The organism is Nonomuraea sp. NPDC050547 (genome assembly GCF_044457345.1).
Lineage (GTDB): Bacteria > Actinomycetota > Actinomycetes > Streptosporangiales > Streptosporangiaceae > Nonomuraea.
In genome coordinates this window covers 321,208-344,103 of sequence record NZ_JBITGW010000005.1, presented here as the reverse complement: position 1 = coordinate 344,103, position 22,896 = coordinate 321,208, and the positions used below count along the sequence as shown (strand labels likewise).

Genomic DNA, 22,896 nt, shown 5'->3' with positions numbered 1-22,896 from the left:
CCCCACCTGCCCCGGCAAGCGTGATCTCGCGGAAGTACCGCTCACTGAGCTTCGGGCTGGTCGCGCTCGTCACCCTCGTCGCGTTCGAGGCGATGGCCGTGGCCACCGCGATGCCCGTGGTCGCCCGCGAACTCGGCGGCATGGACCTGTACAACCTGGCCTTCAGCGCGACCCTCGCCGCCAGCGTCATCGCCACCGTCCTCGGGGGCCGGTGGTCGGACGTGCGCGGCCCCCTCCAGCCCATGGGCACCGGCGTCGTCACGTTCGTCGCCGGTCTGCTGCTGGCCGGATTCGCCCCCACGATGGAGATCTTCATCGCCGGGCGCTTCGTCCAGGGCCTGGGCGCCGGATTGATCCAGGTGTCGCTGTACGTGGTGGTCGCCCGGGTCTACCCGGGTTCCATGCACCCCAAGGTCTTCGCCCTGTTCTCCGCCGCCTGGGTGGTCCCCTCGATGGTGGGCCCGGCCATCGCCGGACTCGTCGTCGAGCAGGTCGACTGGCGCTGGGTCTTCCTCGGCGTCGCCGTGATCGTCGTGCCCGCCGCCCTGCTCCTGTGGCGCGGCACCGCCGGCTCCGACGTCCGCTCCGGCTCCGCGGAACCCGCCCCCGGCCTCGGCCGCAAGCTCGTCTGGGCCGCGCTGACCGCCGTCGCCGCCGCGCTCATCCAGTACGGCAGCGCCCTCGGCCTGGCCGGTCTGCCCCTGCTCGTCGCCGGTGTCGTCGTCCTGGCCGTGGCCCTGCCCAGGCTCCTGCTCAAGGGTTCCCTGCGCGCCGCCCCCGGCCTGCCGACCGCCCCGGTCCTGCGCGGCCTGGCCTTCGGCTCCCTGACCGCCTCCCAGGTGCTCATCCCGCTCATGCTCATGAACGAGCGCGGCCTGTCCCCGATCGGCGCCGGCGTCGTGCTGACCGTCGGCGCGCTCGGCTGGTCCACCGGCTCCTGGTTCAAGGGCCGCGGCACCATCAGCAACATGGCCGCCCTGCGCGGCGGCGCCCTCATGATCGCCCTTGGCATCGCGCTGGTCAGCCTCGTGCTCGTGGACGCCGTCCCGCTCGCCGTCGCCTACCTCGCCATGGCCATCTCCGGGCTCGGCATCGGCGCCCTCCACCCGACCGTCTCCGTGCTGGTGCTGGAGATGTCCAAGCAGGGCGAGGAAGGCCACAACTCCGCGGCCGTCGGCGTCGGCGAGTCCGTCTTCACCGTCGTCGCGGTCGCCGTCACCGGCGCCCTGTTCACCGCCACCCACGAGACCTACATCGCCGGTTTCGCCTTCACCTTCGGCCTCGCCATCCTCGGCGCCATCCTGGCCCCCCGTTTTGCCCAGTCCGCGAAGACGGGCACACTGGAGGGGACCGCGTCATAAAAGGGGGGTACATGCCGCGAGTGCGGGAGCTTGAGGTCTTCAGGCTCGTCCTGCCGTTCGGCGGACGCCAGGAGACCCTGCTCGTCAGGCTCACCGACCACGGTGGCATGACCGGCTGGGGCGAGGCGATCGCCCCCGAGGCCAAGACCTGGACCAACCTGGAGGAAACCCTCGGCGCTCGGCTCATCGGCGTCGACTGGGAACACCCCGACAGCGCGCCCAGCGGCGACCCGGCCGTGGACATGGCCTGCTGGGACCTCTGGACCAGGATGCGCGGCGTACCGCTGGCGCACGCGCTGGGCGGCAGCCGTACCTCATTGATGGCGACCGTACGGCTGACGCCGGACCCGTCCCTGGAAAGCCTGGTCTCCCGCGTGAACCAGCAGGTGTGCGCCGGGTACGGACACGTGACGCTGGACATCAGGCCGGGCTGGGACGTCGAGCCGGTACGGGCGGTGCGAGCGGCGTACCCGGCGCTGACGCTCGCCGTCGACGGGGCCGGGTGCTACACCACCCCCGAGCAGCTCATCGCCCTCGACTCCTACGGCCTGGAAGTGATCGAGCGCCCCTTCGCCGTCTCGGACCCCTACCTTCACGCGACCCTTCAGGACCAGGTGTCGGCGGCGGTGGCGGTGGAGGCGAGCACGGCGGCCGAACTGGACGACTACCTGACACTGCGGGCGGGACGAGTGCTGTTGCTGCGGCCCGCGGCGTTCCCGTCGCTGAGCGAGACCCGCAGAGCCCATGACCGGGCGGCCGCGGCGGGCTGGGACATCCAGTGCACCGGCGGCCAGGGGGCGGGCTTGGCAAGGGCGGCGACGGTCGCGGTCGCGAGCCTGCCGGGGTGCACACTGGCGTGCGACGTGACCCAGCCGCCACGCAACAACCAGATCGTGGACCCGATCGTGGGCGCGAACGCGGGCGTGATCGCCGTCCCGTTCACCCAGCCCGGCCTGGGCCACACGATCGACGAACCCCGCGTACACCGCCTGGCCAAGGACCGGTTCCGCGCCTGAAAGGCAAGGCGTTCCGCTTCGCTCCACACGTGTTCCGGTCGAGTTTCCCGTCGAGCCGAAGCTCGGCCCCTGGAGGCCCTCGCTCCGCTCGGACGTCTTGCCGGTGGCCCCACCCGTTGACCAGAGCGGTGGCCCCCCTTCCGCTCATCCAACAGGCGGGTGGGACGGCCGGTTGGGTCGCCCTGGCCGCCTGGGGTGACCCACGAGCGCGCGTCGTGGCGGGCAACTCTAGAGGCCGGATCTCACTGCCCTGCGCCGTGCTCGGAAGTTCATCCAGGCCAGAATCGCGACTGTGGTGATGAGGAGCACGGCAACACTCCCTGAGAACAGCCGACGAGTCGGGCACCCGGCGTCAGTCGGTTGATAGCCGTCTCCGCATGGCCCGCCACGTCAGATCAGTGGACGAGACGCCGCCAGTCAAGGTCGCCGAGTTCATGCGCCTGCCCGCGCCGGGGGACCGGGGGGATCCTTCTCGGTGGCGACGGCGGAGGCGGAGAGGAGGGTCGTGGCGGCCAGGCTGCCCCAGAGGGCGGCCGGACCGTGGGGTGCGAGAGCGGTGATGACCGCCGGGGAGACGGCGAGGCCGAAGCCCGTGGAGAGCTGGAAGCGGGCGAGGGCGCGTCCCAGGACTTGGGCCGGGGCGAGGGCGGTGACGAGCGCGGTGGCGCTCCCGGCGTAGATGATCTCGCCGACGGTGCAGACCACGGACACCATGACGACGGCCGGGGCGCCCCAGCCGGGCCCCAGGGAGGTGGCCGCGAGGAAGCCGAGGTAGGACGCGGCGATCACCACGCCGGAGAGAGTCAGCACGGCCCGCCGGGCGAAGCGGGACAGCAGAACGGTGACCGGAACCTGCAGGGTGATCACCAGCACCGTGTTGGCCACGAAGATGGCCGCCGGCCACACCGGGGGGACGTGCATCTGTGTCACCAGGACCAGAGGGAGCGCGATTTCGGGGACGTTGAGGCAGAAGACGTAGATCACGTTGGCGGACAGCAGGGCGCGCATCGGGGGCGCGGGCTCGCCGGCCGGGGTGGCGGCCGTATGAGCGCGCACGCGGACCGACCACGCCAAGGCCGCCGCGGCGAGGTAGGCGAGCCCGGTGACGGCCGCCATCGCCTGCAACGCGGTGGTACCGCCCGCCAGGCACGCGGTGGCGAGGAGCGCGCCGGCGCCCAGGCCGGCGTTGCGCAGGGCGCGGCCTCCCGCGAGGGCGGCGTCGCGCTCGCGGCCGTGGGCGATCGTGGCCACGAGGGCGGCGTGGGCGGCCGGCCCGGCCTGGTTGCCGATGCCGAGGAAGAGCGCCGCCGCCGCGAACAGCCAGACGTTCCCCGCCGGGGTGACCGGCAGCAGGGCCACACCCAGCAACCGCACCAGCATCGACGCCGCCACGACCGTGCTGCGTGCGCCCCGGTCCAGCCATCGGCCGACCGCGGGCACGCACACCAGGCCCGCGACGGCGCCGGCCGTCATGGCGATGCCGGTGGCCGGCGCGGACAGCCCCAGGACCGTCACCCCGTACAACAGCAGATAGGGCCGCAGCAGGCCGGTGCCGAGCGCGTCCACGACCAGGGCGACGGCGTAGCGGGGGCCTCCTGAGGCACGGACGAGGGCACCGGGCCGGATCTTGGTGGTTGCCATGGCGTCAACGATGCGTACGGCCGCCGGGCCGGCGGCGCCGGTTGACGGACCCCGTCAACCGGCACCGTCGCCGGCCGTCCGACCGGCGATGATGAGGGGATGACGTTGAGGATCGACATCGGCGGTCTGCCGTCCGGGCGGCTGCGGTTCGCCGCCTCCCCGCTGGCCGAGCTGACCGCGATGCTGCACGTGCTGGCGGAACCCGGGCACCACCCGCAGCTCTCGGGCTGGGCCGGGGACGTCTGGGCCGGGCTGCGGCCGGAGCTCGCCGAACGGTTGCGGGAGGCGGAGTTCCTCTGGCGTTCCTCACGGGCCGACTTCCTGGTGCCCGCTCGTCCGAGGCCGACCCTCGCCGAGGAACTGGACGACGTGGACCGGATCGACGACGAAACCTATGTGACCGCCGCGCTCGTCACCACGTGCGGCAGCAACCGGGTCCACTTCGCCGCGCCGTCGCCGCTCGCCGACGCGACGGCGCGCGAGCGGGCCCTGGACCTGGCCCAGGCGCGCGGCGCGCTTCAGGAGGCCTTCGCGGAACGGCTGCTCGCCGACCCGGCCGCCGTGCGGGCACGGGTGCGACACACCCTCGAACAGTGCGCCGAAGCCTTCTTCGACACCGCCTGGACGGGCGTCGCCGCGCGACTCGCCGCCGACCTGCGCCTGAAGAACGACCTGCTGAAGCGCCAGGGCATCGGGGCGGCACTCGCGTCCGTCTCCGGCGCCGTCACCCTGTCGCCGGACGGCGACAGCATCATCGTGGACAAGCTGCAGGACAAGGCGACCGCCGCCCACGAGGCCGGGGTCACCTTCCTCCCCAGCGTCTACGGCCGCCCGCACCTGGTGATGGTTCACGCGCCCGGGTGGCAGCCGGTGGTCCAGTACCCCGTGGCCGAGGCAAGCCCGTCGAAGCCGGTGTCGCTGGAATCCGTCACGCTCCGCCTGGAGGCACTCGCCCATCCGGTACGGCTGCGCCTGCTCCGCACCCTCGCCCGCGGCCCGCACACCACCGGTGAGCTGGCCCACGCCTGGGACCTTTCCCCGCCGGAGGTGTCCCGCCACCTCGGCGTCCTGCGCCGCGCGGGCCTGCTCACGGCCCGGCGGCACGGACGATACGTCCGCTACACCGTCAACCTCCCCGATCTGACAGCCCTGGGCGCCGACCTGCTGACGGCCGTACTGCGCTGAGCAGCTCCGACATGGGCGCCCTCCCCTGAAAGGCAAGGCGTTCCGCTTCGTTCCACACGTGTTTCCGTCAAGCTGAAGCTCGACCCCTGGAGGCCCTCGCTCCGCTCGGACGTCTTGCCGGTGGCCCCACCCGTTGACCAGAGCGGTGGCCGCCCCCTTCCGCCACCCAGGGGGCGGGTGGCTGGTTGGGTCGTGTTCGCCGTCTGGGAGTGCGGCTGGGGGCGGGCACATCCACAGACTCGGGGCACAATGGTGGAGTGATCACCTTCACGTGGATTCTGCTCGTCCTGGCCTCGCTGAACGCCGCGCTGGGCATCCACAGCGTGATCATCGACCGGGCGCCGTCCTGGGCCTTCTGGCTGAACAGGCGGCGCCATAGCCGTCTCGGTGGCTGGGCCAATCTCCTGGTGGCCGCGTTCGTGGCCCTGTTGGTGATCGTTCAGAACGCCGAAATGCCGCACGAGGTTGAGATCTCGTTGATCGCGATACAGTTCATGGCCGTCCTGGGCGCGACCGCTCTGTGGGTGGTCGAGGCGGGCCGTCAGCGGACGTAGCCGGTCAAGAGCCGGGCGGGTAGGGCGGGCCGAGGCTCCATACCCGCACCCTGCCGTCGTCCCCCGCCGACACCGCCACCCGCCGATCGTTCAGCACCCCGATCGTCACCGCCTCGATCAGCCCCCGGTGGCCGAGGAACGGACCGCCGATCGGCGCCCCGGTGGCCAGGTCCCACACCCGTACGGTCTCGTCCCTGTATCCGCCGGACACCACGACCGCGCGGCCGTCCTCCAGTTCGCCCGCCGCCAGCCCCAGGGCCCAGCTCCGGTGGCCGGTGAACGGCCTGCCGATCGGGGCCCCGGTGGTCAGGTCCCAGACGCGTACCGCGTGGTCGCCGTCGCCGCCGCCCGAGATCGCCACCTGGCGCTCGCCGAGCCGGCCCACCGTCATCGACTCCACGGGCCCGCCGTGGCCTTGCGCGCGTTCGGCCACCTTCGCGCCGGTGGCCAGGTCGGAGATGAGGATTCTGCCGTCGTAGCCGCCGGAGGCCACGACGGGGCGGCCGGCGGACTCTCCTGCCGCGACGGCCAGCACCCAGGTCGGATGGCCTTCGATGGGTCCGCCGATGGGTGCGCCGCTGGTCAGGTCCCATCGGCGTACCGTGTGATCCTGACCGCCTGAGACGGCCACGGGACGGCCGTCCAGCAGGCCGACGCCCACTGACTCGACCGAGCCCCGGTGGCCCGTGAACGGTTCGTGGATCGGCGCGCCGGTTGCCAGGTCCCACAGGCGTACCGTGCCGTCGAGGCCACCGGAGACCACGACGGGGGTGTCGCGCACCAGGCCCGTCGCCACCGACCAGACCGGTCCCTGATGGCCCTGCGGCGCCGCGCCCACGGGAGCGCCGGTGGCCAGGTCCGCCACGGCGATGGTGCCGTCGTAGCCGCCGCTGACCACGACCGGGCGGCCGTTCACCTGGCTCAGCGCGAGCGACAGGATCCACTTCTGGCGGCCCGTGACCGGCTGGCGGACCAGGCCTCCGAAAGGCACGCCGGGGGTGGTGGAGAACAGGCCGTAGACCGCGGGCACCGCGGCGACCAGGACGCCCGCGGCCAGCACCCGCATCATGCGGCGGCGGCCCACGGCCACGCGCGGGGTCGTCAACGGGCGTTCATGGGTCAGGGCGGTCAGGAGGTCGGCGACCGCGGGCCGGGAGGCGGGATCCTTGGACAGGCAGGCGGCCAGCAGCGGGCGCAGATGGCGCGGCACGCCGGTCAGGTCGGGCTCGCGGGTCATGATCGCGTTGAGGATCGCACCGGGGGTCGAGCCGGGGAAGGCCCGGTGCCCGGAGGCGGCGTACACCATGGTCGCGGCCCAGGCGAACACGTCCGAGGCCACACTGGCGACGGCGCCGCCGAGTAACTCGGGGGACATGTAGGCCGGCGTGCCCACCAGGCCGGAGGTGGTGGCGGAGTGTTCGAGGGCGTGGGCGATGCCGAAGTCGATGACCACCGGCCCCTCCTGGCCCATGATCACGTTGCCCGGTTTGAAGTCCCGGTGCACGACGCCGGCCCGGTGGATCGCCTGCAGCGCCATCAGGGTGGTGATCGCCAGCCGGTCCAGGCCGCCGCCGGCGCGCGGCCCCTCCCGGGTCACGAGCCGTTCCAGGGACGGGCCCTGGACGTACTCACTGACCAGGTACGGTCGCCCGCCCGCGATGCCCGCGTCCAGGACGCGCGCGGTGCAGAAGGCGGCCACGCGGCGGGCGATCTCGGTCTCGCGCAGGAAACGCGCCTGGGCCAGGTCGTCGCCGGCCATGCGGGCGTGCAGCGTCTTGACGGCCACCGGGCGCCCCAGCGGGGTCCGGCTCAGGTAGACCACCCCCTGGCCGCCGCTGCCCAGTACGCCGGTCAGCGGGTAGTCCGCGATCCGGAGCGGATCGCCTTCGGCCAGCGGGTGCGGTTCGGACGTGAAGTTTCCCTCTCCCGGCCCCACAGGCGAACGGTACAAGCCGCCGGGAGAGAGGGGAAGGCCGCGGGATCGGCATCCGTCAGGCGGCGTCGAGGGCTTCGGTGATCTTGCGGGCCATCTCGGTCATGGTGGGGCCGGGCTCGCCCTGGTGGCTCCGGGAGGCGGCTTCGACGGCGACGATGACGGTGCGGCGGAAGTTGCCGGCCTCGGCCGGGTCCTGCCGCTTGAGCAGGTTCACGGCCGCGGTCAGGGCCGGGAGCACCTGGTCGGCGAGTTCGGCGACGGTCTTGCCGTACTTCACGCCCTTGGGCGCCTTGGTGATCACGTGCCCGACCTGGCCGGTCGCCGCGGTCAGGGCGATGGAGCCGTGGGTGGCGGCCTTGTGGGCCGAGCCGGCCGCGCCCGCTGCGGACATCAGGGAGACGGCGCCCCAGGCGGCGAGGCGGAGGGTGAGCGCGTCCTGGTCGTTGAGGGTGATGGACATGGTGGGTGCTCCTTCGGGTCTGTCGCCGGGTCTCGCTGACCCGTTCATGTGCCCAACCTTCGCCGACCGTCCTGACCCCGGGCCGTCGCCGTCCTGATACGGCGGCTGACACGGCACCGCCGCCGGTGGTTTCCTGTCAGGGGCTGACGGCATGATGTGCTCATGAGTGAGACGTTGACCTTGCCCCGGGCGGTGGACGCCGCCGCTCTGCTGTCCCTGTCCGGCGAGCACCACGCCCGCGCCGTCCGCGCGCTGGGCGTCCGTGAGTCCGGCGGCCACCTGGTGAAGGTGTACGCGCTGGAGAAGCCGGGCCGGAGCGCCATCGACATCGAGACCGGCCTGGACATCGCTGGCGGGCACCTCGCGCCGGGCGCCCTGCGCGGTTCCCTGGGGTTGTCGGTGCTGATCCTGCACGCCGGAGGCGACGGCGACTACGTCATCGTCCATACCTGGATCGAGGGCCACATGTCAGACCTCGCGATCTTCGTCGGCCCCGCTGACGACCCCGGCGGGCTGCGGCCGGGACGGGCGGGGCTGGCGCCGTGCGTGTGGGAGGCCGCGATCCTGGCGCACGAGCGGGAGGCGTTCGTGCGCCACGTGCTCGACGGTGACGGGCCGATCGGGCGACGGGTGTCCGCGTGGGGCGCCGACGTGATCTCCGGGGAGGTCCGTTGAATCCTCGTGTACGGCCGGCCGTACCCGCCGACCTGCCCCGCGTCGTCGAGCTGGTCACCGAGCACACCGCCTACGAGAAGGCCCCGCCACCCCCGCCCGACCTGCCCGAGCGGCTGTCGGCCCTGCTGTTCGGCGCCGCGGCCCCCCGGCTGCGCTGCCTGGTGGCCGAGACGTCTTCCGGCGAGGTCGTCGGCTACGCCACCTGCGCGGCCGAGGTGTCCACGTGGGGCGGGACGGAGTTCCTGCACATGGACTGCCTGTTCCTGAACGAGGCCAGCCGGGGCCACGGCCTCGGGCGGCTGCTCATGGCGGCGGTGGTCGAGCAGGCGCGGGAGCTGGGCCTGCCGTACGTGCAATGGCAGACGCCGATCTGGAACGAGGGCGCCATCCGCTTCTACGACCGCCTGGGCGCCAGGTCGCTGGAAAAGCGCCGCTACACCCTGGAGGTCTGAGCCGTGTCGAACTGGCGATTACTCCAGATCGTGCTCCGGACGCAACCCTCCGCGCTGATCCCCTACTGGCTGTTCAGCATCCCCTGGCTGTCGTGGACGGTCGTCGCCGTGGGCGCGGGCGGGTGCTGGTTCTTCCTGTGGCTGGGCGGAGCCGAGGTCTGGCCGTGGACGCTGCTCTTCGCGGTGACCATGGGGCTCTGCGCGTGCGTCGCCGGTGTCAGGAGCTACTCCTGGAAGAACCCGCGGCTGTCGCTGCGCAAACAGCCGCGGCTGGCCGCCGTGGTGAAGGACGCGGCCCGGACGGCCGGGTTCCGCCGCATGCCCCAGATCCGGATCAGCGCCTTCGTGTGGACCGGCGTCGCCAGGAACTGGCACGGCAAGCCCCGGTTGCGGATCGGGCTGCCGCTGCTCCTGCAGTTGCCCGAGGACGAGCTACGCGCCCTGCTGATCATCGAGCTGACCCGGCTCAAGAACGGCACGTTCCGCAAGCACCTGCTCCTGGATCTGTACGGGGACGAACTCCTGAAGCCGACCCCATGGCAGGCGGAGATCGTCGCGGCCGTCAGGGAGATTCGCCGGGCCGACTGGCTGGCCGGGGCCGAGCTGGCCGGGCAGGAGCCGGTCGCCGCGGTGCTGCGGCGGTTTCTGGTGAGCATCTGGGCCTTCGACTGGCTGATGGCCCACGCCCCGGGGACGCCCGCCGACGCCTATGAGGCTTTCATGTGGAAGTTGCGGCACGACCGGCTGGCCGAGCGGATCGGGCCCAACGTCTGGGGCTGGATGCGGGCCCACCCGGCGTTCGCCGAGGGCCGCGCCATGGACGACCTTGGCTGGAGCGACGGGCCCGCGCCAGAACCGGCCGACGACCCCGTCGTGACCGAGGTGCCGCGGCGGTTCGTCGACCGCCTCCTCTTCGGGGTCAGTCCCGGGACCGGCGCGACCCCGCAGCTCGCCGGCCTCGACCTGGACCAATGGCTCGCCAACGGAAACGAGCTTCGCCTGATGGTGATCGAGGCGGCCGGCACATTCCTCGGCAGGGACGCCGACGACGACGATGTGATCGCGCTGGTCCGCTCGGGCCAGGCGGCGGCCCTGCAGTGGTGGCACACCAGGTGGCCGTGCCCTCACCCCGATCGCGACGTCTGCACCCTGCTCCCGCTCCTTCAGGTGAAAGCCTGGAAACAGGGATATGTCGCGAAACATCCCTACCGGCGGCGGGAGCTGGTCGGGCCGGACGGCCATCTGATAGACCTCGTGGAGCTCGCACGACACGGAGGACACATGCGCGACCCCGACGAGGACGCCCGGCGGCTGGCCGCCGCATCCCTGGCAGGCGGCGACGCCACCGGCTGGTTCGAGAAGCTCTACGCCGAGGCCGCCTCCGGCGAGGCCATCGTGCCCTGGGACTCCGGCACTCCGCACCCGCTGCTCGTCGAGTGGTCGCGGGGGGCGCCTGGGGAGGGACGGCGGGCCATGGTGGTCGGGTGCGGGCTCGGGGACGACGCCGAGTACGTCGCCGGGCTCGGCTACGCGACGACCGCCTTCGACGTCTCCGAATCGGCCGTCAAGGGCGCCAGGACCCGCTTCCCCGAGTCGGCCGTCGACTACTCCGCCGCCGACCTGCTGGACCTGCCGGGGGAGTGGCGCGGGGCGTTCGACCTGGTCGTGGAGATCATGACGGTGCAGGCGCTGCCCGAGGACCTGCACGCGCGGGCCACCGCCGCCGTGCGGGAACTGGTGGCGCCGGGCGGCACGCTGCTGGTCATCGCTACGGCCAGGGACGAGGGCGGGCCCGTGTACGCGCCGCCGTGGCCGCTGACCCCGTCAGAGGTCGCGGCCTTCGGCGAGGGCGGGTTCACCGCCGCGATCGAGGAGATCGGAGACGGGGAACGCCGCCGCTGGCGCGCCGCCTTCCACCGCGGCTGAGCCGTACCGGAGAAAAGGGGGTCACAGGACGCCGCAGCCGTCGCCGAGGCTCTTCGTGGGGTCGAGTGAGGTGGTCTTGCGGGGTTTCGGGGTGCTGGAGCCGGACGGCGTGGCGCTCGCGGCGGCGGCCGGGCGGCGCTCGGCCGAGTCGCGGATGGCCTTGGTGGAGATCTGGCGGATCTTGTCCCAGTCGGGATAGCCGGTGCTGATCAGCGGCGGGACGAACTGGATGCTGGACACCTTCGCGTTCTTGACCTTCAGGGCCAGCGGCACCAGGTGGGCGAGCATGTTGCGGGGGATGTCGGTCCTGATGAGTTCCTTGGTGGCCAGCGCGATCTTGTTGAACCGGGTCAGGACCGTCGCCGGGTCGGCCTGGTCGAGCAGGGCGGCGATGACGCAGCGCTGGCGGCGCATCCGGGTGTAGTCGTCGGAGTAGGTGCGCGAGCGGGCGTACCACATGGCGTCGCCGCCGTTGAGCTTGCGCGTGCCGGCCTTGACCAGGCCCTCGTTGTACTTGCCGAAGACGATGTCCTTCTCCACGCTGATCGTCACGCCGCCGATGGCGTCGATCAGCTTGGCGAAGCCCCACATGTTGACCAGGGCGTACCAGTCGACCTTGACCCCGAGGGTGTGGCCGATCGTCTCCATGAGGACCTTGGCGCCCTGGTGGGTGCGGCCGCCGAAGATCTCCGGGTGCGCGTCGGCGTACTCCCAGACGCTGTTGAGCAGGTCGCTGCGGCCGCCGCCGGGGTCGGCGGGGAGGCGGAAGCCGTTCGGGAAACGCTCGGCCATCGGCGTGCCGGGACGGAACCGCACGTTCTCCAGGTTGCGCGGCAGGCTCATCAGCACGGTGTTGCCGGAGGCGACGTCGATGCTGGCCAGGTTCATGCTGTCGGTGCGCACGCCGGTCCTGTGGGTGTCGGCGTCGCCGCCGAGCAGCAGGATGTTGACGCGTTCGCGGCCCGCCCACGGGTCGACCGGGCGGCCCTGCTGCTGCGGCCGGTCCGCCAGGGGCTCGTCGGGGGCGAAGATGTTGCCGATCGTGCTGTGGATGGTCCAGACGGTCTGGGCGGCGTAGGCGAAGGGCGTGATGACCGCCACCGCGAGCAGCCCGGCGAGCGTCCCGGTGAGGATCTGCGCGTTCTGCGGCAGCCGCCCGGGGCTGAGCACGATGAACGTGTGCACGACCAGCGCGAACCAGGCCAGCCCGAGCACGAGCGAGCCGATCGCGATCGTCCGCAGCCAGTTGACGGCCGTTCCGAACAGGTCGCCGTCGGCGGTCAGCGCGACGAAGAGCAGAGCGAGGAGCCCGGCCGCGTAACAGCCGAGCAACGCCAGTCCGGTTCTACGCCAGCCGGCCCGCAGATGGCCCGCCCCTGGCACGAGCGCCGACAACAAGGTCCATCCCAGGACCGCGCCGGTGCTCACCGGTACCTTGCTCCGTGACACACCCATCCCCGCTTCCCCGCGCAGTCCACCGTAGGCCGCTTTGGGGCGGCAGCATACGGATGGAATGCGAAATATGACGTTAGTGGAGAGTGAACATCAGTAACCGAATAAGATTCGGTCCATGGCATTCTCCGAGATCGACTACACCGTGACGGACGGTGTCGCCACCGTCACATTGAAGCGTCCCGAGCGCCTGAACGCCTTCACCTTTACGATGCGCGGTGAGTTGATCGACGCTTTCGACAGGAGCGACGCCGACGACGAGGTTCGCGCGGTCGTCGTCACCGGCGCGGGCCGGGCGTTCTGCGCCGGCGCCGACCTGTCCGGCGGGGGCAAGACCTTCGGCCACGGCAAAGGGGAGCTGATCGACGGCTACCCGCGCGACGGCGGCGGCACGGTCGCGCTGCGCATCGCCGCGAGCCTCAAACCGGTCATCGCCGCCGTCAACGGCCCCGCCGTCGGCGTGGGCGCCACGATGACCCTCCCCATGGACGTGCGGCTGGCCGCCGACACCGCCCGCTTCGGCTTCGTCTTCGCCCGCCGGGGCATCGTCACCGAGGCCGCGTCGAGCTGGTTCCTGCCGAGAATCGTCGGCATCGCCCAGGCCATGGAATGGTCGGCCACCGGCCGGATCTTCGACGCCGCCGAGGCGCTCGGCGGACGGCTCGTCTCCCGCCTCTACCCGGCCGGCGACCTCCTGCCCGCCGCCCACGCCCTTGCCCGCGAGATCGCCGACAACACCTCGGCCGTCTCCGTCGCCGCCATCCGCAGGCTCATGTGGTCCGGCCTGTCGGCGGAAAGCCCCTGGCAGGCGCACGCCGCCGACTCCCGCCTCATGGCCGAGCTGGGCGGCGCCCCCGACGCGGTCGAAGGCGTCAACGCGTTCCTGGAGAAGCGCCCCGCCGCCTTCCCGATGAAGGTGAGCACAGACCTGCCCGAGGGGCTGCCGGAATGGCCGTATCGTGATGAACATGTATGAGAGCACTGTCCTCCCGCTCCCGCCCGACGCCGAGGGCGAGGTCATCGCGACCCTTCTGACCAGGAGGGCGCAGGCCCCCACCGGCCGGGCCGTTCTCTACATCCACGGCTTCACCGACTACTTCTTCCAGGACCACCTCGCCGACCACTACCTGGCCCAGGGCGTCGACTTCTACGCCCTCGACCTGCGCAAGTACGGCCGGTCCCTGCTCCCGCACCAGACCCGCGGCCTGATCAGGAGCGTGACCGACTACTTCCCGGAGATCGACGAGTCGGTCCGCATCATCCGGCGCGACCACGACTCGCTCACGCTCAACGCCCACTCGACGGGCGGCCTGGTCGCCGCCCTGTGGGCCGACCGGGTACGCGGCCGCGGCCTCACCCAGGGGCTGGTGCTCAACAGCCCGTTCCTCGACCTCAACGTGCCGGCCCCCGTCCGCCTGGCCGCCGACCTCCTCAAGACCCCGCTGTCCTACTCCGACCGGGCGCTGCCTCTCGGCGCCAGCACCGCGTACGGCCAGAGCCTGCACCGCTCGTCCGGCGGCGAATGGGACTACGACCTGGAGCTCAAGCCGCTCGGCGGCTTCTCCGTGCACGCCTCCTGGCTGGCCGCCATCCGCCGCGCCCAGCGCCGCCTGCACAAGGGACTCGACGTCGACGTCCCGGTGCTGGTCCTGGCCGCGAGCAACGGGCTGCGCGTACGCGACTTCGTCCCCGAGGCCCGCTCCGCCGACATCGTCCTGGACCCGCGGCAGATCGCCCGCTGGGCCACCGCGATCGGCCCCCACGTCACCTGCGTACGCATCACCGACGGCATGCACGACTTGGTGCTGTCGGCCGAACCCGCCCGCAAGCAGGTCTTCGCCGAGATCGACCGCTGGAGCGCCGCCTTCATCAACTGATCGGGACGGCTACCAGGGGAAGGAGAACAGGCCGTAGTAGGCGGCCGCCACGAGCAGCAGCCCGGTCCCGCCGGCGACCCCGGCGATCGCCACGTGCTGCCAGCGGCTCGGCTGCCAGCCCTCGCGCAGCCCCGACACCACCGCGGCGACCGCGGTGACCTCCTGGATGAGCATCAGCACGGCCAGCGCCCGCACCAGCAGCCACCCGGCCAGCACCGCGGGCCAGGCGCCCGCCTGGTTGATCGAGAACATCACCAGCAGCCCGATGAACCCGCCCACCGAGATCAGCAGCGCCAGGCCCGTCCAGGCCATGCGGTGCAGGCGGCGTCTGATCGGGGGCCACAGCCTGGCGTTCGTCTCGGCCGTGGCGCGTTTGTGGCCGCGCAGCCGTACCACCATGGAGGCGACGGGACCGGCCACGTAGCCGACGGCGGCCAGGCAGATCGTCAGCCCCAGCATCGTCCCGCCCGCGTACCACGGCGCGGCGGGCACGTCGGCGGCCTCGAAGCGCTGCACGGGCGTCGCGCCCGCCATGTGCACCTGCGGCCGGGCGGTGTGCGGCAGGCCCTTGAGCCAGTTGGCCAGCGTCTCCAGGTACCCCTTGGTGAACGGCCCGCCCGACATCCGCAGCGCGTGGTCGCCCTTGTCCATGAAGCGGATCGTGTACTGGTCGTTGCCCGACTCGGTCAGCGCCTTCGTCAGCGCCTGCGTGGACTCCACGAACGGGATCGACGGGTCGGTCGTGCCGTACAGAGCCAGGACCGGCTGCTTGATCTGCCGTAGCGCGGGCATGGCGTCGTAACGCAGGAAGTTGAAGCCGACCCCGCCCATCGCCCTGGTCAGCAGGTCGCGCGCGCCCACGGGCGCGCGCAGCCGTAGCAGCTGCTCGTTCAGCGCCCAGGCGACCTGCCGCAGCGGCGAGACGTTCGGCGAGGACACGAGTACGGCGAAGCCCACGTCGAGGCTCTTGGCCGCGGCGATCGGCACCACCCAGCCGCCCTCGCTCACGCCCCAGAGCCCCACCCGCGACTTGTCGACGCCCGGCTGGTCGCGCAGCCATCGCACCCATCGCAGCGCGTCGTCGGCGAGCAGGCCGAAGTCGCGCTCGCGGAAGGTGTAGCCGATCGTCCGCTTGTCGAACGCGATCGTCGCCACACCCGCCCTGGCCAGGAACTCCGCCTGCGGGGTGAACTCCTCCCGCGAGCCGTTGCCCGAGCCCGACACGAACACCATCCCCGGATGGGGACCGGGCGTGAGCGGAAAACGGACCGTTCCTGAGAGTGTCTGACGCTCGGCGGAGATCGTCACCTCGGTCGTGCGTACCGGCCCCGCCGCCACCACGGGCCTGACCTCCTCGGCCGGCTGCGGCGCGAGGGAACGGAACGCCTGATCCACCTGCAAAGGCGGCGGATCGAACGCCGGTGGCAATGCGTATCCGACGGTCGCCAAAGCCACCAGCACCAAACCTGCGGCAACGCTCAACGTGCCACGGCCTGTGCGCATCGGCCTCCCCATGTGCGCTGGTTTGCCCACTGATCTTCCACCCTACTCCCGGCTCATGTGGCGCAGGGGACCGCATTTGTCGGTGAGACCTGTTAGCTTCCTGCGACATGCGGATCCTGCACACCTCCGACTGGCATCTCGGCCGCGCCTTTCACCGCGAGAGCCTGCTGGAGGGCCAGGCGGCCTTCATCGATCACCTGGTCGAGACCATCATGGCGGAGCGGGTCGACGTGGTGGCAGTCGCGGGTGACGTCTACGACCGGGCGTTGCCGCCGGTCGACGCCGTGGCCCTGTTCGACGAGGCGCTGAGCAGGATCGTCGACGCCGGTGCCCGGATTGTGATGATCAGCGGTAACCACGACTCGGCGCGTCGCCTTGGCGTCGGGGCCTCCTTGCTGGATCGTGCCGGTGTGCACCTGCGCACCGACCCCGACCTCGCCTGGGAGCCCGTCGTCCTCGACGACGTGGCCTTCTACGGCATCCCCTACCTGGAGCCCGAGCTGGTGCGCGGCCCCTGGGAACTGGCCGAGCGCAGCCACACCGCCGCGCTGGCACACGCGATGGAGCGTATCCGCGCCTCCGCGGCCCGCCACGCGCGCTCCGTGGCCCTGGCCCACGTGTTCGTGACCGGGGGAGAGGCCAGCGACAGCGAGCGCGACATCAGCGTGGGCGGGGTGGCGCACGTGCCGCTGTCGGCCTTCGCCGGACTCGACTACGTCGCCCTCGGCCACCTGCACGGCCGCCAGCGCATGTCGGAGACCGTGCGCTATTCGGGTTCGCCGCTGGCCTACTCCTTCTCCGAGGTCAACCAGGTCAAGGGCAGCTGGCTGGTGACCCTGGGCGAGGAGCCGGAGTTCGTGCCCGCGCCGGTCCCGCGTCCGATCGGCCGGCTCAGGGGCGAGCTCGAAGACCTGCTGACCTCGCCCCGCCACGCCGCCTACGAGGACCACTGGCTCCAGATCGTGCTGACCGACGCGGTCCGCCCCAAGTCCGCCATGGACCGGCTGCGCGCCCGCTTCCCGCACACGCTCGCCCTCTCCTTCGACCCCGTCGGCGCCGCCGAGGCCACCCCGGTGGCGCCCATCAACGGCCGCGCGGAGGCCGAGGTGGCGCTCGACTTCGTCCGTGAGGTACGCGGCGAGCCCGCATCCGGCGACGAGGAAGACCTGCTCAGGCTGGCCATCGAGGCATCGAGGATCAAGGAGGCGATGGCCTAGATGCGGCCGCACCTGCTGACGCTCACCGCGTTCGGATCGTTCCCGGGCACCGAGACGGTCTCCTTCGACGCGCTGACCGAAGCCGGTCTCTTCCTCGTCCACGGCCCCACCGGCGCGGGCAAGACCACCGTCCTCGACGCGTTGTGCTTCGCGCTGTTCGGCAAGGTCGCCAACGCCCAGCGCGACAGCGCCAGAAGCCTGCGCTGCGACCACGCGCCGCCGGACGTCGGCCCGTCGGTGACGCTGGAGGCGACGCTCAGGGGCCGCCTGCTGCGTGTCGAACGCTCGCCCGCCTGGCAGCGTCCCAAGCGGCGCGGCTCGGGGTTCACCGAGGAGAAGGCCAAGGTCATCGTCCAGGAGCGGTCGGGTTCCACCTGGACGGGGCTGACCACGCGGGCCGACGAGGCGGGCGACCTGATCGGCGGGCTGCTCGGCATGAACGCCGACCAGTTCTGCCAGGTGGCCATGCTGCCCCAGGGCGACTTCGCGCGCTTCCTGCGCTCCGACGGCGATGACCGGCGGCGGCTGCTGGAACGGTTGTTCACCGTCAAGGTCTACACGCAGGCGGAGTCGTGGCTGGCCGAGCGGCGCAAGCAGGCGTGGCGGGAGCAGCAGGACCTACGCCAGCAGGTCGACTTCGCCATCCAGCGGATCGAGGAGGCGGCGGGCGACGACCTGACCCCGCTCCTGCTCCCGGCCGGCGCGCCCGTCGAGGTGCCCGGCGGAGAACAGGACGCGTTGTTCGAACTGACCGAGCAGCCCACGGCCGCCGAACCGTCCACACCTGTCGAAGCGTCCACGGCCGTCGGGTCGCTCACTGCTGCGGACGATCCGCTCGGGTGGGCCGGTGGGCTGCTGGCGGCGGCGCGGGCTGTTGTAGCCGGGTCCGCCGATCGGCAGGCCGGGGCGGAGTCCGCGCTGCGCCGGGCCAGGAACGCCTATGAGACGGCCACAGCGCTGGCCGAGCGGCAGCGGCGGCACGCGGCGGCCCTCGCGCTCCGCCGTACCCTTGACGAGCGCGCGGAAGAGCGCGCCGACCTGCAGGCGCTGCTTGATGACGCGACCCGGGCCGATCGGGTGCTCCCGCTGGTGACGGCGGCCCGCCAGCGTGCGGAGGCCGCCGCCAAGACCCGCACGCTCGCCGCCGACGCCATCGCCCGCGCCCGCCCCCTCCTCCCCTCCGACGACCCCCGCACGACCGAAGCCCGCACGACCGACCCCCGCACGACCGAAACCCGCGCGTTGGAGGTCCGCGCGTCGGAAGTCCGCGCGGTCGAGGGGCGGACCGTCGAGGCGCGGCTGCCCGGCCGGCACGGGCAGCAGGGACGACGGGCAGCCGGGGTCGACGATCCTGAGCTGCCGGGCAGGCTGGCGGCGCTGGAGCGGGAGCGGCACGACGAGTCGGCGCGCCTGTCGGAGCTGCTGACCGAGGAAGCGAGGTTGTCGGTGATCCGCCGCGACCTGGCCCGGGTCGAGGACGAGCTCGCCGCCCTGGTCGCCGACGACGAGAGCACCACCGCCCGCCTCGCCGGGCTGCCCGCCCTGATCGAACAGGCCGAAGGGCTGCTGGCCCAGGCACGGGTGGACGCCGCGCGGGTTCCCGCCGCCGAGGCCGTGCGGGCCGCCGTGTCCGACATTCTCGACACCGACCGCGAGCTGGTACGGCTGGCCGCCCAGCTCGACACCCTGACCCGCCGCCAGAACGACCTGTCGGCGGCCGCCGCCGACCTGCCCGGAAAGCTGGCCGAGGCGAAGGACACGCTGGCCCGGGTACGCACGGAGGCCGCCACCGTCCCCGCCGCCATCGCCGCGAGGGACGCGGCGCGCGCCGTCCTGGAGGCCGCCCGCCGCCGCGACGTCCTGACCGGCGAACTCCGCACCGCGACCGAAGCCCTTCAGCGCCTGGTGGACGAGGCCCAGCACCTACGCGAACGCTGGCTCGACCTCCGGCAGGCCCGCCTCGACGGGATGGCCGCCGAACTGGCCCGCGACCTGTCCTCGGGCGCGCCGTGCGCGGTGTGCGGCTCCCCGCACCACCCCGACCCCGCCTCCCCGGCCCCCACGGCTCCGTCCCCGGACGACGAGCTCGCCGCCGAGTCCGCCCACGAGGCCGCTCTGAGCCGCCGGGAGGCCGCCGAACTCACCATCGCCACCCTCGAAACCCGCCTGGCCACCGCCACGGAAGCCGCCCATCCGGCACATCCCCACCCCTGGGCTCCGCCACATCTCTCGGACGGGCGGCAATCCGACGAGCAAGACCTCGGCCCTCGCTCGCCCGACGGCCGACGCTCCGGCGTTCAGGCTCGCCCGGACGCCACTCCGGATGCCGAGAACGCGGCCGGTGATGTCCAGGTTGGGCGGGGCGTCTCGGCTGGTGGGGACGTTGACGCCGGGCTGAGCGTGGAGGACGCTCGGCGGGCGGTACGGGAGGCCGAGCAGGAGGTGGACCGGCTGCGTTCCGTCGCCGAGCGTGAGCCGGGACTGGCCGCCGAGGTCGAGCGGATCGAGGGGCAGCGGCAGCGCGCGGCGGAGCAGGCCCGCGAGGTCGGCGAGGCCATCGCCGCTCAGCGCACCCACCACACCCAGCTGGCCGCCGAACGCGCCCGCCTCATCAACCGCCTCCCCAATCCCGGCACGGACACCGCACCCGGCAAGACCGCTTCCGGGCATACCGCTGGCACGAGCGCGGCCTCGGCAAGCCCCAGGGCTGTCGCCTGTGCGGATGCCGCGCCCGGCGACGATGTCGCGGGGGCCGAGGGCGCGGGCGGATCGGCCGCGGGTGGCGTCGCCTCTGGGGGCGCTGCCTCGGGTGACACTGCCTCTGGCGACGCTGTCTCGGGTGGTGCTGTCTCGGGTGGTGCTGTCTCGGGGGGCGCTGCCTCGGATGCGGGTGTCTCCGGTGGCGATGGCTCGGTGGCTGTGGGCGGGGAGCCTGTGGTCGGGGTGGAGATGTTGCGGCAGGCCGTGGCCGAGGTGGATCGGTTGCGGCGGTCGGCCGGGCGGGAGGCGGTGCTGGCCGGGCAGGTGGAGCGGTTGCACCGGGAGCGGGCCGAGCTGGAAGAACGGTTGCGGCGGGTGACCGCTCGGGTGGCGGCCTGCCGTACCCGGCAAGAAGAGCTGAGCGGCGACGCGGGACGGCTGGCGGCGCGGCTGGACGGTGCGCGCGGCGACGACCCCACGCTGGCGGCGCGGTTGTCACGGCTGGGGGACGAGGCCGAACTGCTGCGTGAGGCGCTTGAGGCGACGGCGCGCGCGGTGCGGGCGGCGCAGGAACGGGATACGGCCCGGCAGGAGGCCGAGGGGGCGGCGGCCGAGGCGGAGTTCGCGGATGTGGACGAGGCGCTCGCGGCGGCCCGCCCGGACGAGGAGCGCGAGCGGAAGGCGGAGCTGCTGCGGGAGCTGGACGCGCAGTACGCGGCGGTGACGAGCACGCTGGCCGATCCCGCGCTGGTCGCGGCGGCCGGTGAGGCGGCGCCTGACCTGGCGGAGCTGGAGGCGGGGCGGGAGCGGGCCGAGGAGGAGTACGCGGCGCTGGTCTCCTCGCGGGATCAGGCTCAGGCCAGGGCCCGGCGGCTCGACGAGCTGCGCGGGGAGTTGCGCGGGTGCCTGGAGCGGTGGGAGCCGGCCGCGGCGGCCCATCGGCTGGCCGAGCGGATGGCGTCGCTGGCCTCGGGCACCTCCGGTGACAACCAGTGGAACATGAGCCTGTCCTCGTTCGTGCTGGGGGAGCGGCTGCGGCAGGTCGTGGCGGCGGCCAACGACCGGCTGGATCACATGTCGGGCGGGCGCTACCAACTCCAGCACGACCTCCGCAAAACTGCGGGCGCGCGCGGCCGGTCGGGCGGCGGGCTGGGGCTGCGGGTGGCCGACGGCTGGACCGGCGTCGACCGGGATCCGGCCACGCTGTCCGGCGGCGAGAGCTTCATCACCTCGCTGGCGCTGGCGCTCGGGCTGGCCGACGTGGTGACCGCGGAGGCGGGCGGCGCCGAGATCGGAACCCTGTTCGTGGACGAGGGGTTCGGCACGCTTGACGAGGACACCCTGGACGGCGTTCTGGACATCCTGGACGGGCTGCGCGACGGCGGTCGCGCGGTCGGGATCGTCAGTCACGTCGCCGAACTGCGCACCCGGATTCCGGCGCAGCTCAGGGTGGCCAAGACGCGTACCGGCTCGACGCTGTCGGTGACCGGGGTCAGCGGGTGAACCACCAGACGGCGACGACGACGGCGCCGACCACGAGGGCGACGGTGTACTGGATGAGAGCGCGGCCGAGGCGGCGGCGGACGTAGCCGGGGCGGTGGCGGTCTGCGGTCATCGCCCCAGTGTGTCAAGGAATCGGGGAGATGTTGTGACGGATGCCCCCAGCAGGACCAGGGTCGCCGCCGCCAGCCTCGTCGGCACGGCGATCGAGTTCTATGACTTCTACATCTACGGCACCGCCGCCGCCCTGGTGCTGAACGCCGCCTTCTTCCCCGAGCTGGACAAGACGGCGGGCAACCTGGCGGCGTTCTCGACGTTCGCGGTGGCGTTCCTGTCGCGGCCGCTGGGCTCGGCGGTGTTCGGGCACTGGGGCGACCGGATCGGGCGCAAGTCGATGCTGGTCGTCTCGCTCCTGCTCATGGGGTTGTCCACGGTGGCGATCGGGCTGCTGCCGGGGTACGCGGCGATCGGGGTGGCGGCGCCGGTGCTGCTGGTGCTGCTCAGGTTCACGCAGGGCATCGGGCTGGGCGGGGAGTGGGGCGGGGCCGCGCTGCTGGCCACCGAGCACGCGCCGCCCGGCAGGCGCGGGCTTTATGCGATGTTCCCGCAGCTCGGGCCGGCGGTCGGGTTCATCGCGGCCAACGGGCTCTTCCTCATCCTGGGCGCGACGCTCACGGACGAGGAGTTCGGGAGCTGGGGGTGGCGGCTGCCGTTCGTGGCGAGCCTGCTGCTGGTGCTCGTCGGGCTGTACGTGCGGGTCAGGATCGCCGAGACGCCGGTCTTCCGGCAGGCCATGGACCAGCGCAGGATCGCTCGCGTGCCGTTCGCGGGACTCGTCCGGCACCAGTGGCGGCGGGTGCTGCTCGGCGCCGGTGCGATGACCGTGACGTACACGCTCTTCTACACCGCCACGACCTACTGTCTCGCGTACGGCACCGCCACCCTCGGCATCCCCAAGACCACGATGCTCGCGCTGACCATGATCGGCGTCGTCTTCATGGGCGCCGGCACCGTCGTGTCCGCCCTGGTCTCCGACCGCCTGGGCCGCCGCCGTACGCTCATGACCGGTGCGGCGGTCGCGATCGGGTGGGGGCTGGTGATGTTCCCGCTGATGGAGACGAGGTCGGTACTGCTGGCCGGTGTCTCGCTGGCCGGGGCGCTCGGGATCATGGGGCTCATCTTCGGGCCGATGGGGGCGTACCTGCCGGAGTTGTTCCAGACCGAGTACCGCTACAGCGGGGCCTCGGTCGCCTACAGCCTCGGTGGGGTGCTGGGCGGGGCCGTACCTCCGCTCGTCGCGACCGCGCTGCAGGGCGGCGGGTTCGGCACGATGGCGGTCGGCGGCTACGTCAGCGCGATGGCCGTGCTCAGCCTCCTGTGCCTGGCCGCGCTGCCGGAGACCGCCGGCGACACGATGTGAACCCCGCAGTCAGGGATCCGC

General features: G+C 72.5%; 18 protein-coding genes. 12 read left to right on the top strand and 6 right to left on the bottom strand.

Translation table 11 applies throughout. From position 1 onward, the window contains the following. Nucleotides 1–20: 20 nt before the first annotated feature. Both ACIBHY_RS15365 and ACIBHY_RS15360 read left to right on the top strand, forming a co-directional pair. Nucleotides 21–1,361 (top strand): MFS transporter, encoded by a 1,341-nt coding sequence (locus tag ACIBHY_RS15365; RefSeq protein ID WP_397306963.1) that lies wholly within the window; start codon nt 21–23, stop codon nt 1,359–1,361. Nucleotides 1,362–1,372: 11 nt separating this feature from the next. Continuing rightward, nucleotides 1,373–2,377, top strand: coding sequence for an enolase C-terminal domain-like protein (locus ACIBHY_RS15360; RefSeq protein ID WP_397242939.1), 1,005 nt, complete (start codon nt 1,373–1,375; stop codon nt 2,375–2,377). Nucleotides 2,378–2,809: 432 nt separating this feature from the next. Here the strand turns inward: ACIBHY_RS15360 and ACIBHY_RS15355 are convergent, their stop codons facing one another. After that, complete coding sequence (locus tag ACIBHY_RS15355; RefSeq protein ID WP_397306962.1) at nt 2,810–4,018, bottom strand: MFS transporter; 1,209 nt, start codon at nt 4,016–4,018, stop codon at nt 2,810–2,812. Nucleotides 4,019–4,117: 99 nt separating this feature from the next. Here ACIBHY_RS15355 and ACIBHY_RS15350 point away from each other — a divergent pair, with 99 nt between their 5' ends. Further along, entirely contained in the window at nt 4,118–5,203 is a 1,086-nt protein-coding gene (locus ACIBHY_RS15350; protein WP_397242943.1) for a DUF5937 family protein, read from the top strand. A 257-nt stretch (nt 5,204–5,460) separates the two neighbouring features. Continuing rightward, nucleotides 5,461–5,757, top strand: coding sequence for a hypothetical protein (locus ACIBHY_RS15345; protein WP_397242945.1), 297 nt, complete (start codon nt 5,461–5,463; stop codon nt 5,755–5,757). A 4-nt stretch (nt 5,758–5,761) separates the two neighbouring features. Here ACIBHY_RS15345 and ACIBHY_RS15340 read toward each other — a convergent pair whose 3' ends face one another. Further along, complete coding sequence (locus ACIBHY_RS15340) at nt 5,762–7,693, bottom strand: serine/threonine-protein kinase (protein ID WP_397306961.1); 1,932 nt, start codon at nt 7,691–7,693, stop codon at nt 5,762–5,764. A 55-nt stretch (nt 7,694–7,748) separates the two neighbouring features. Then, nucleotides 7,749–8,153, bottom strand: a complete 405-nt coding sequence (locus ACIBHY_RS15335; protein WP_397306960.1) for a hypothetical protein — start codon at nt 8,151–8,153, stop codon at nt 7,749–7,751. A 162-nt stretch (nt 8,154–8,315) separates the two neighbouring features. On the opposite strand from ACIBHY_RS15335, the gene ACIBHY_RS15330 reads away from it, so the two are divergent. Genes ACIBHY_RS15330 through ACIBHY_RS15320 form a run of 3 tightly spaced genes read left to right on the top strand, consistent with a single transcriptional unit; the run spans nt 8,316 to nt 11,206 of the window. Continuing rightward, a complete protein-coding gene (locus ACIBHY_RS15330) occupies nt 8,316–8,828 on the top strand; it encodes a hypothetical protein (protein WP_397306959.1) in 513 nt (170 codons plus the stop codon). After that, on the top strand, nt 8,825–9,280 hold the full coding sequence (locus ACIBHY_RS15325; protein WP_397306958.1) for a GNAT family N-acetyltransferase: 456 nt from the start codon (nt 8,825–8,827) through the stop codon (nt 9,278–9,280). Before ACIBHY_RS15330 ends, ACIBHY_RS15325 begins: the two co-directional genes overlap by 4 nt. A gap of 3 nt (nt 9,281–9,283) precedes the next feature. Next, complete coding sequence (locus ACIBHY_RS15320) at nt 9,284–11,206, top strand: methyltransferase domain-containing protein (protein WP_397306957.1); 1,923 nt, start codon at nt 9,284–9,286, stop codon at nt 11,204–11,206. Nucleotides 11,207–11,227: 21 nt separating this feature from the next. Here ACIBHY_RS15320 and ACIBHY_RS15315 read toward each other — a convergent pair whose 3' ends face one another. Next, entirely contained in the window at nt 11,228–12,661 is a 1,434-nt protein-coding gene (locus ACIBHY_RS15315) for an LCP family protein (protein ID WP_397306956.1), read from the bottom strand. A gap of 115 nt (nt 12,662–12,776) precedes the next feature. Here ACIBHY_RS15315 and ACIBHY_RS15310 point away from each other — a divergent pair, with 115 nt between their 5' ends. Together ACIBHY_RS15310 and ACIBHY_RS15305 are read left to right on the top strand one after the other, a co-directional pair. After that, entirely contained in the window at nt 12,777–13,634 is an 858-nt protein-coding gene (locus ACIBHY_RS15310; protein WP_397242962.1) for a crotonase/enoyl-CoA hydratase family protein, read from the top strand. Continuing rightward, a complete protein-coding gene (locus ACIBHY_RS15305; RefSeq protein WP_397242964.1) occupies nt 13,627–14,535 on the top strand; it encodes an alpha/beta hydrolase in 909 nt (302 codons plus the stop codon). Before ACIBHY_RS15310 ends, ACIBHY_RS15305 begins: the two co-directional genes overlap by 8 nt. 9 nt (nt 14,536–14,544) lie before the next feature. Here the strand turns inward: ACIBHY_RS15305 and ACIBHY_RS15300 are convergent, their stop codons facing one another. Continuing rightward, nucleotides 14,545–15,930 carry an alpha/beta hydrolase family protein gene (locus ACIBHY_RS15300; protein WP_397097679.1) on the bottom strand — a complete coding sequence of 462 codons (1,386 nt, stop codon included), beginning with the start codon at nt 15,928–15,930 and terminating at the stop codon, nt 14,545–14,547. A gap of 215 nt (nt 15,931–16,145) precedes the next feature. On the opposite strand from ACIBHY_RS15300, the gene ACIBHY_RS15295 reads away from it, so the two are divergent. Together ACIBHY_RS15295 and ACIBHY_RS15290 are read left to right on the top strand one after the other, a co-directional pair. Then, nucleotides 16,146–17,255 (top strand): exonuclease SbcCD subunit D, encoded by a 1,110-nt coding sequence (locus tag ACIBHY_RS15295; RefSeq protein WP_397306955.1) that lies wholly within the window; start codon nt 16,146–16,148, stop codon nt 17,253–17,255. Then, nucleotides 17,256–21,458 carry an AAA family ATPase gene (locus tag ACIBHY_RS15290; RefSeq protein WP_397306954.1) on the top strand — a complete coding sequence of 1,401 codons (4,203 nt, stop codon included), beginning with the start codon at nt 17,256–17,258 and terminating at the stop codon, nt 21,456–21,458. On the opposite strand, the gene ACIBHY_RS15285 is transcribed toward ACIBHY_RS15290, so the two are convergent. Then, entirely contained in the window at nt 21,448–21,570 is a 123-nt protein-coding gene (locus tag ACIBHY_RS15285; protein ID WP_397242970.1) for a hypothetical protein, read from the bottom strand. The genes ACIBHY_RS15290 and ACIBHY_RS15285 overlap by 11 nt on opposite strands. A 33-nt stretch (nt 21,571–21,603) precedes the next feature. Between ACIBHY_RS15285 and ACIBHY_RS15280 the strand changes: the two genes are divergently transcribed. Further along, nucleotides 21,604–22,875: an MFS transporter gene (locus tag ACIBHY_RS15280; RefSeq protein ID WP_397242972.1), complete on the top strand. Its 1,272-nt coding sequence runs from the start codon at nt 21,604–21,606 to the stop codon at nt 22,873–22,875. Nucleotides 22,876–22,896 lie beyond the last annotated feature (21 nt).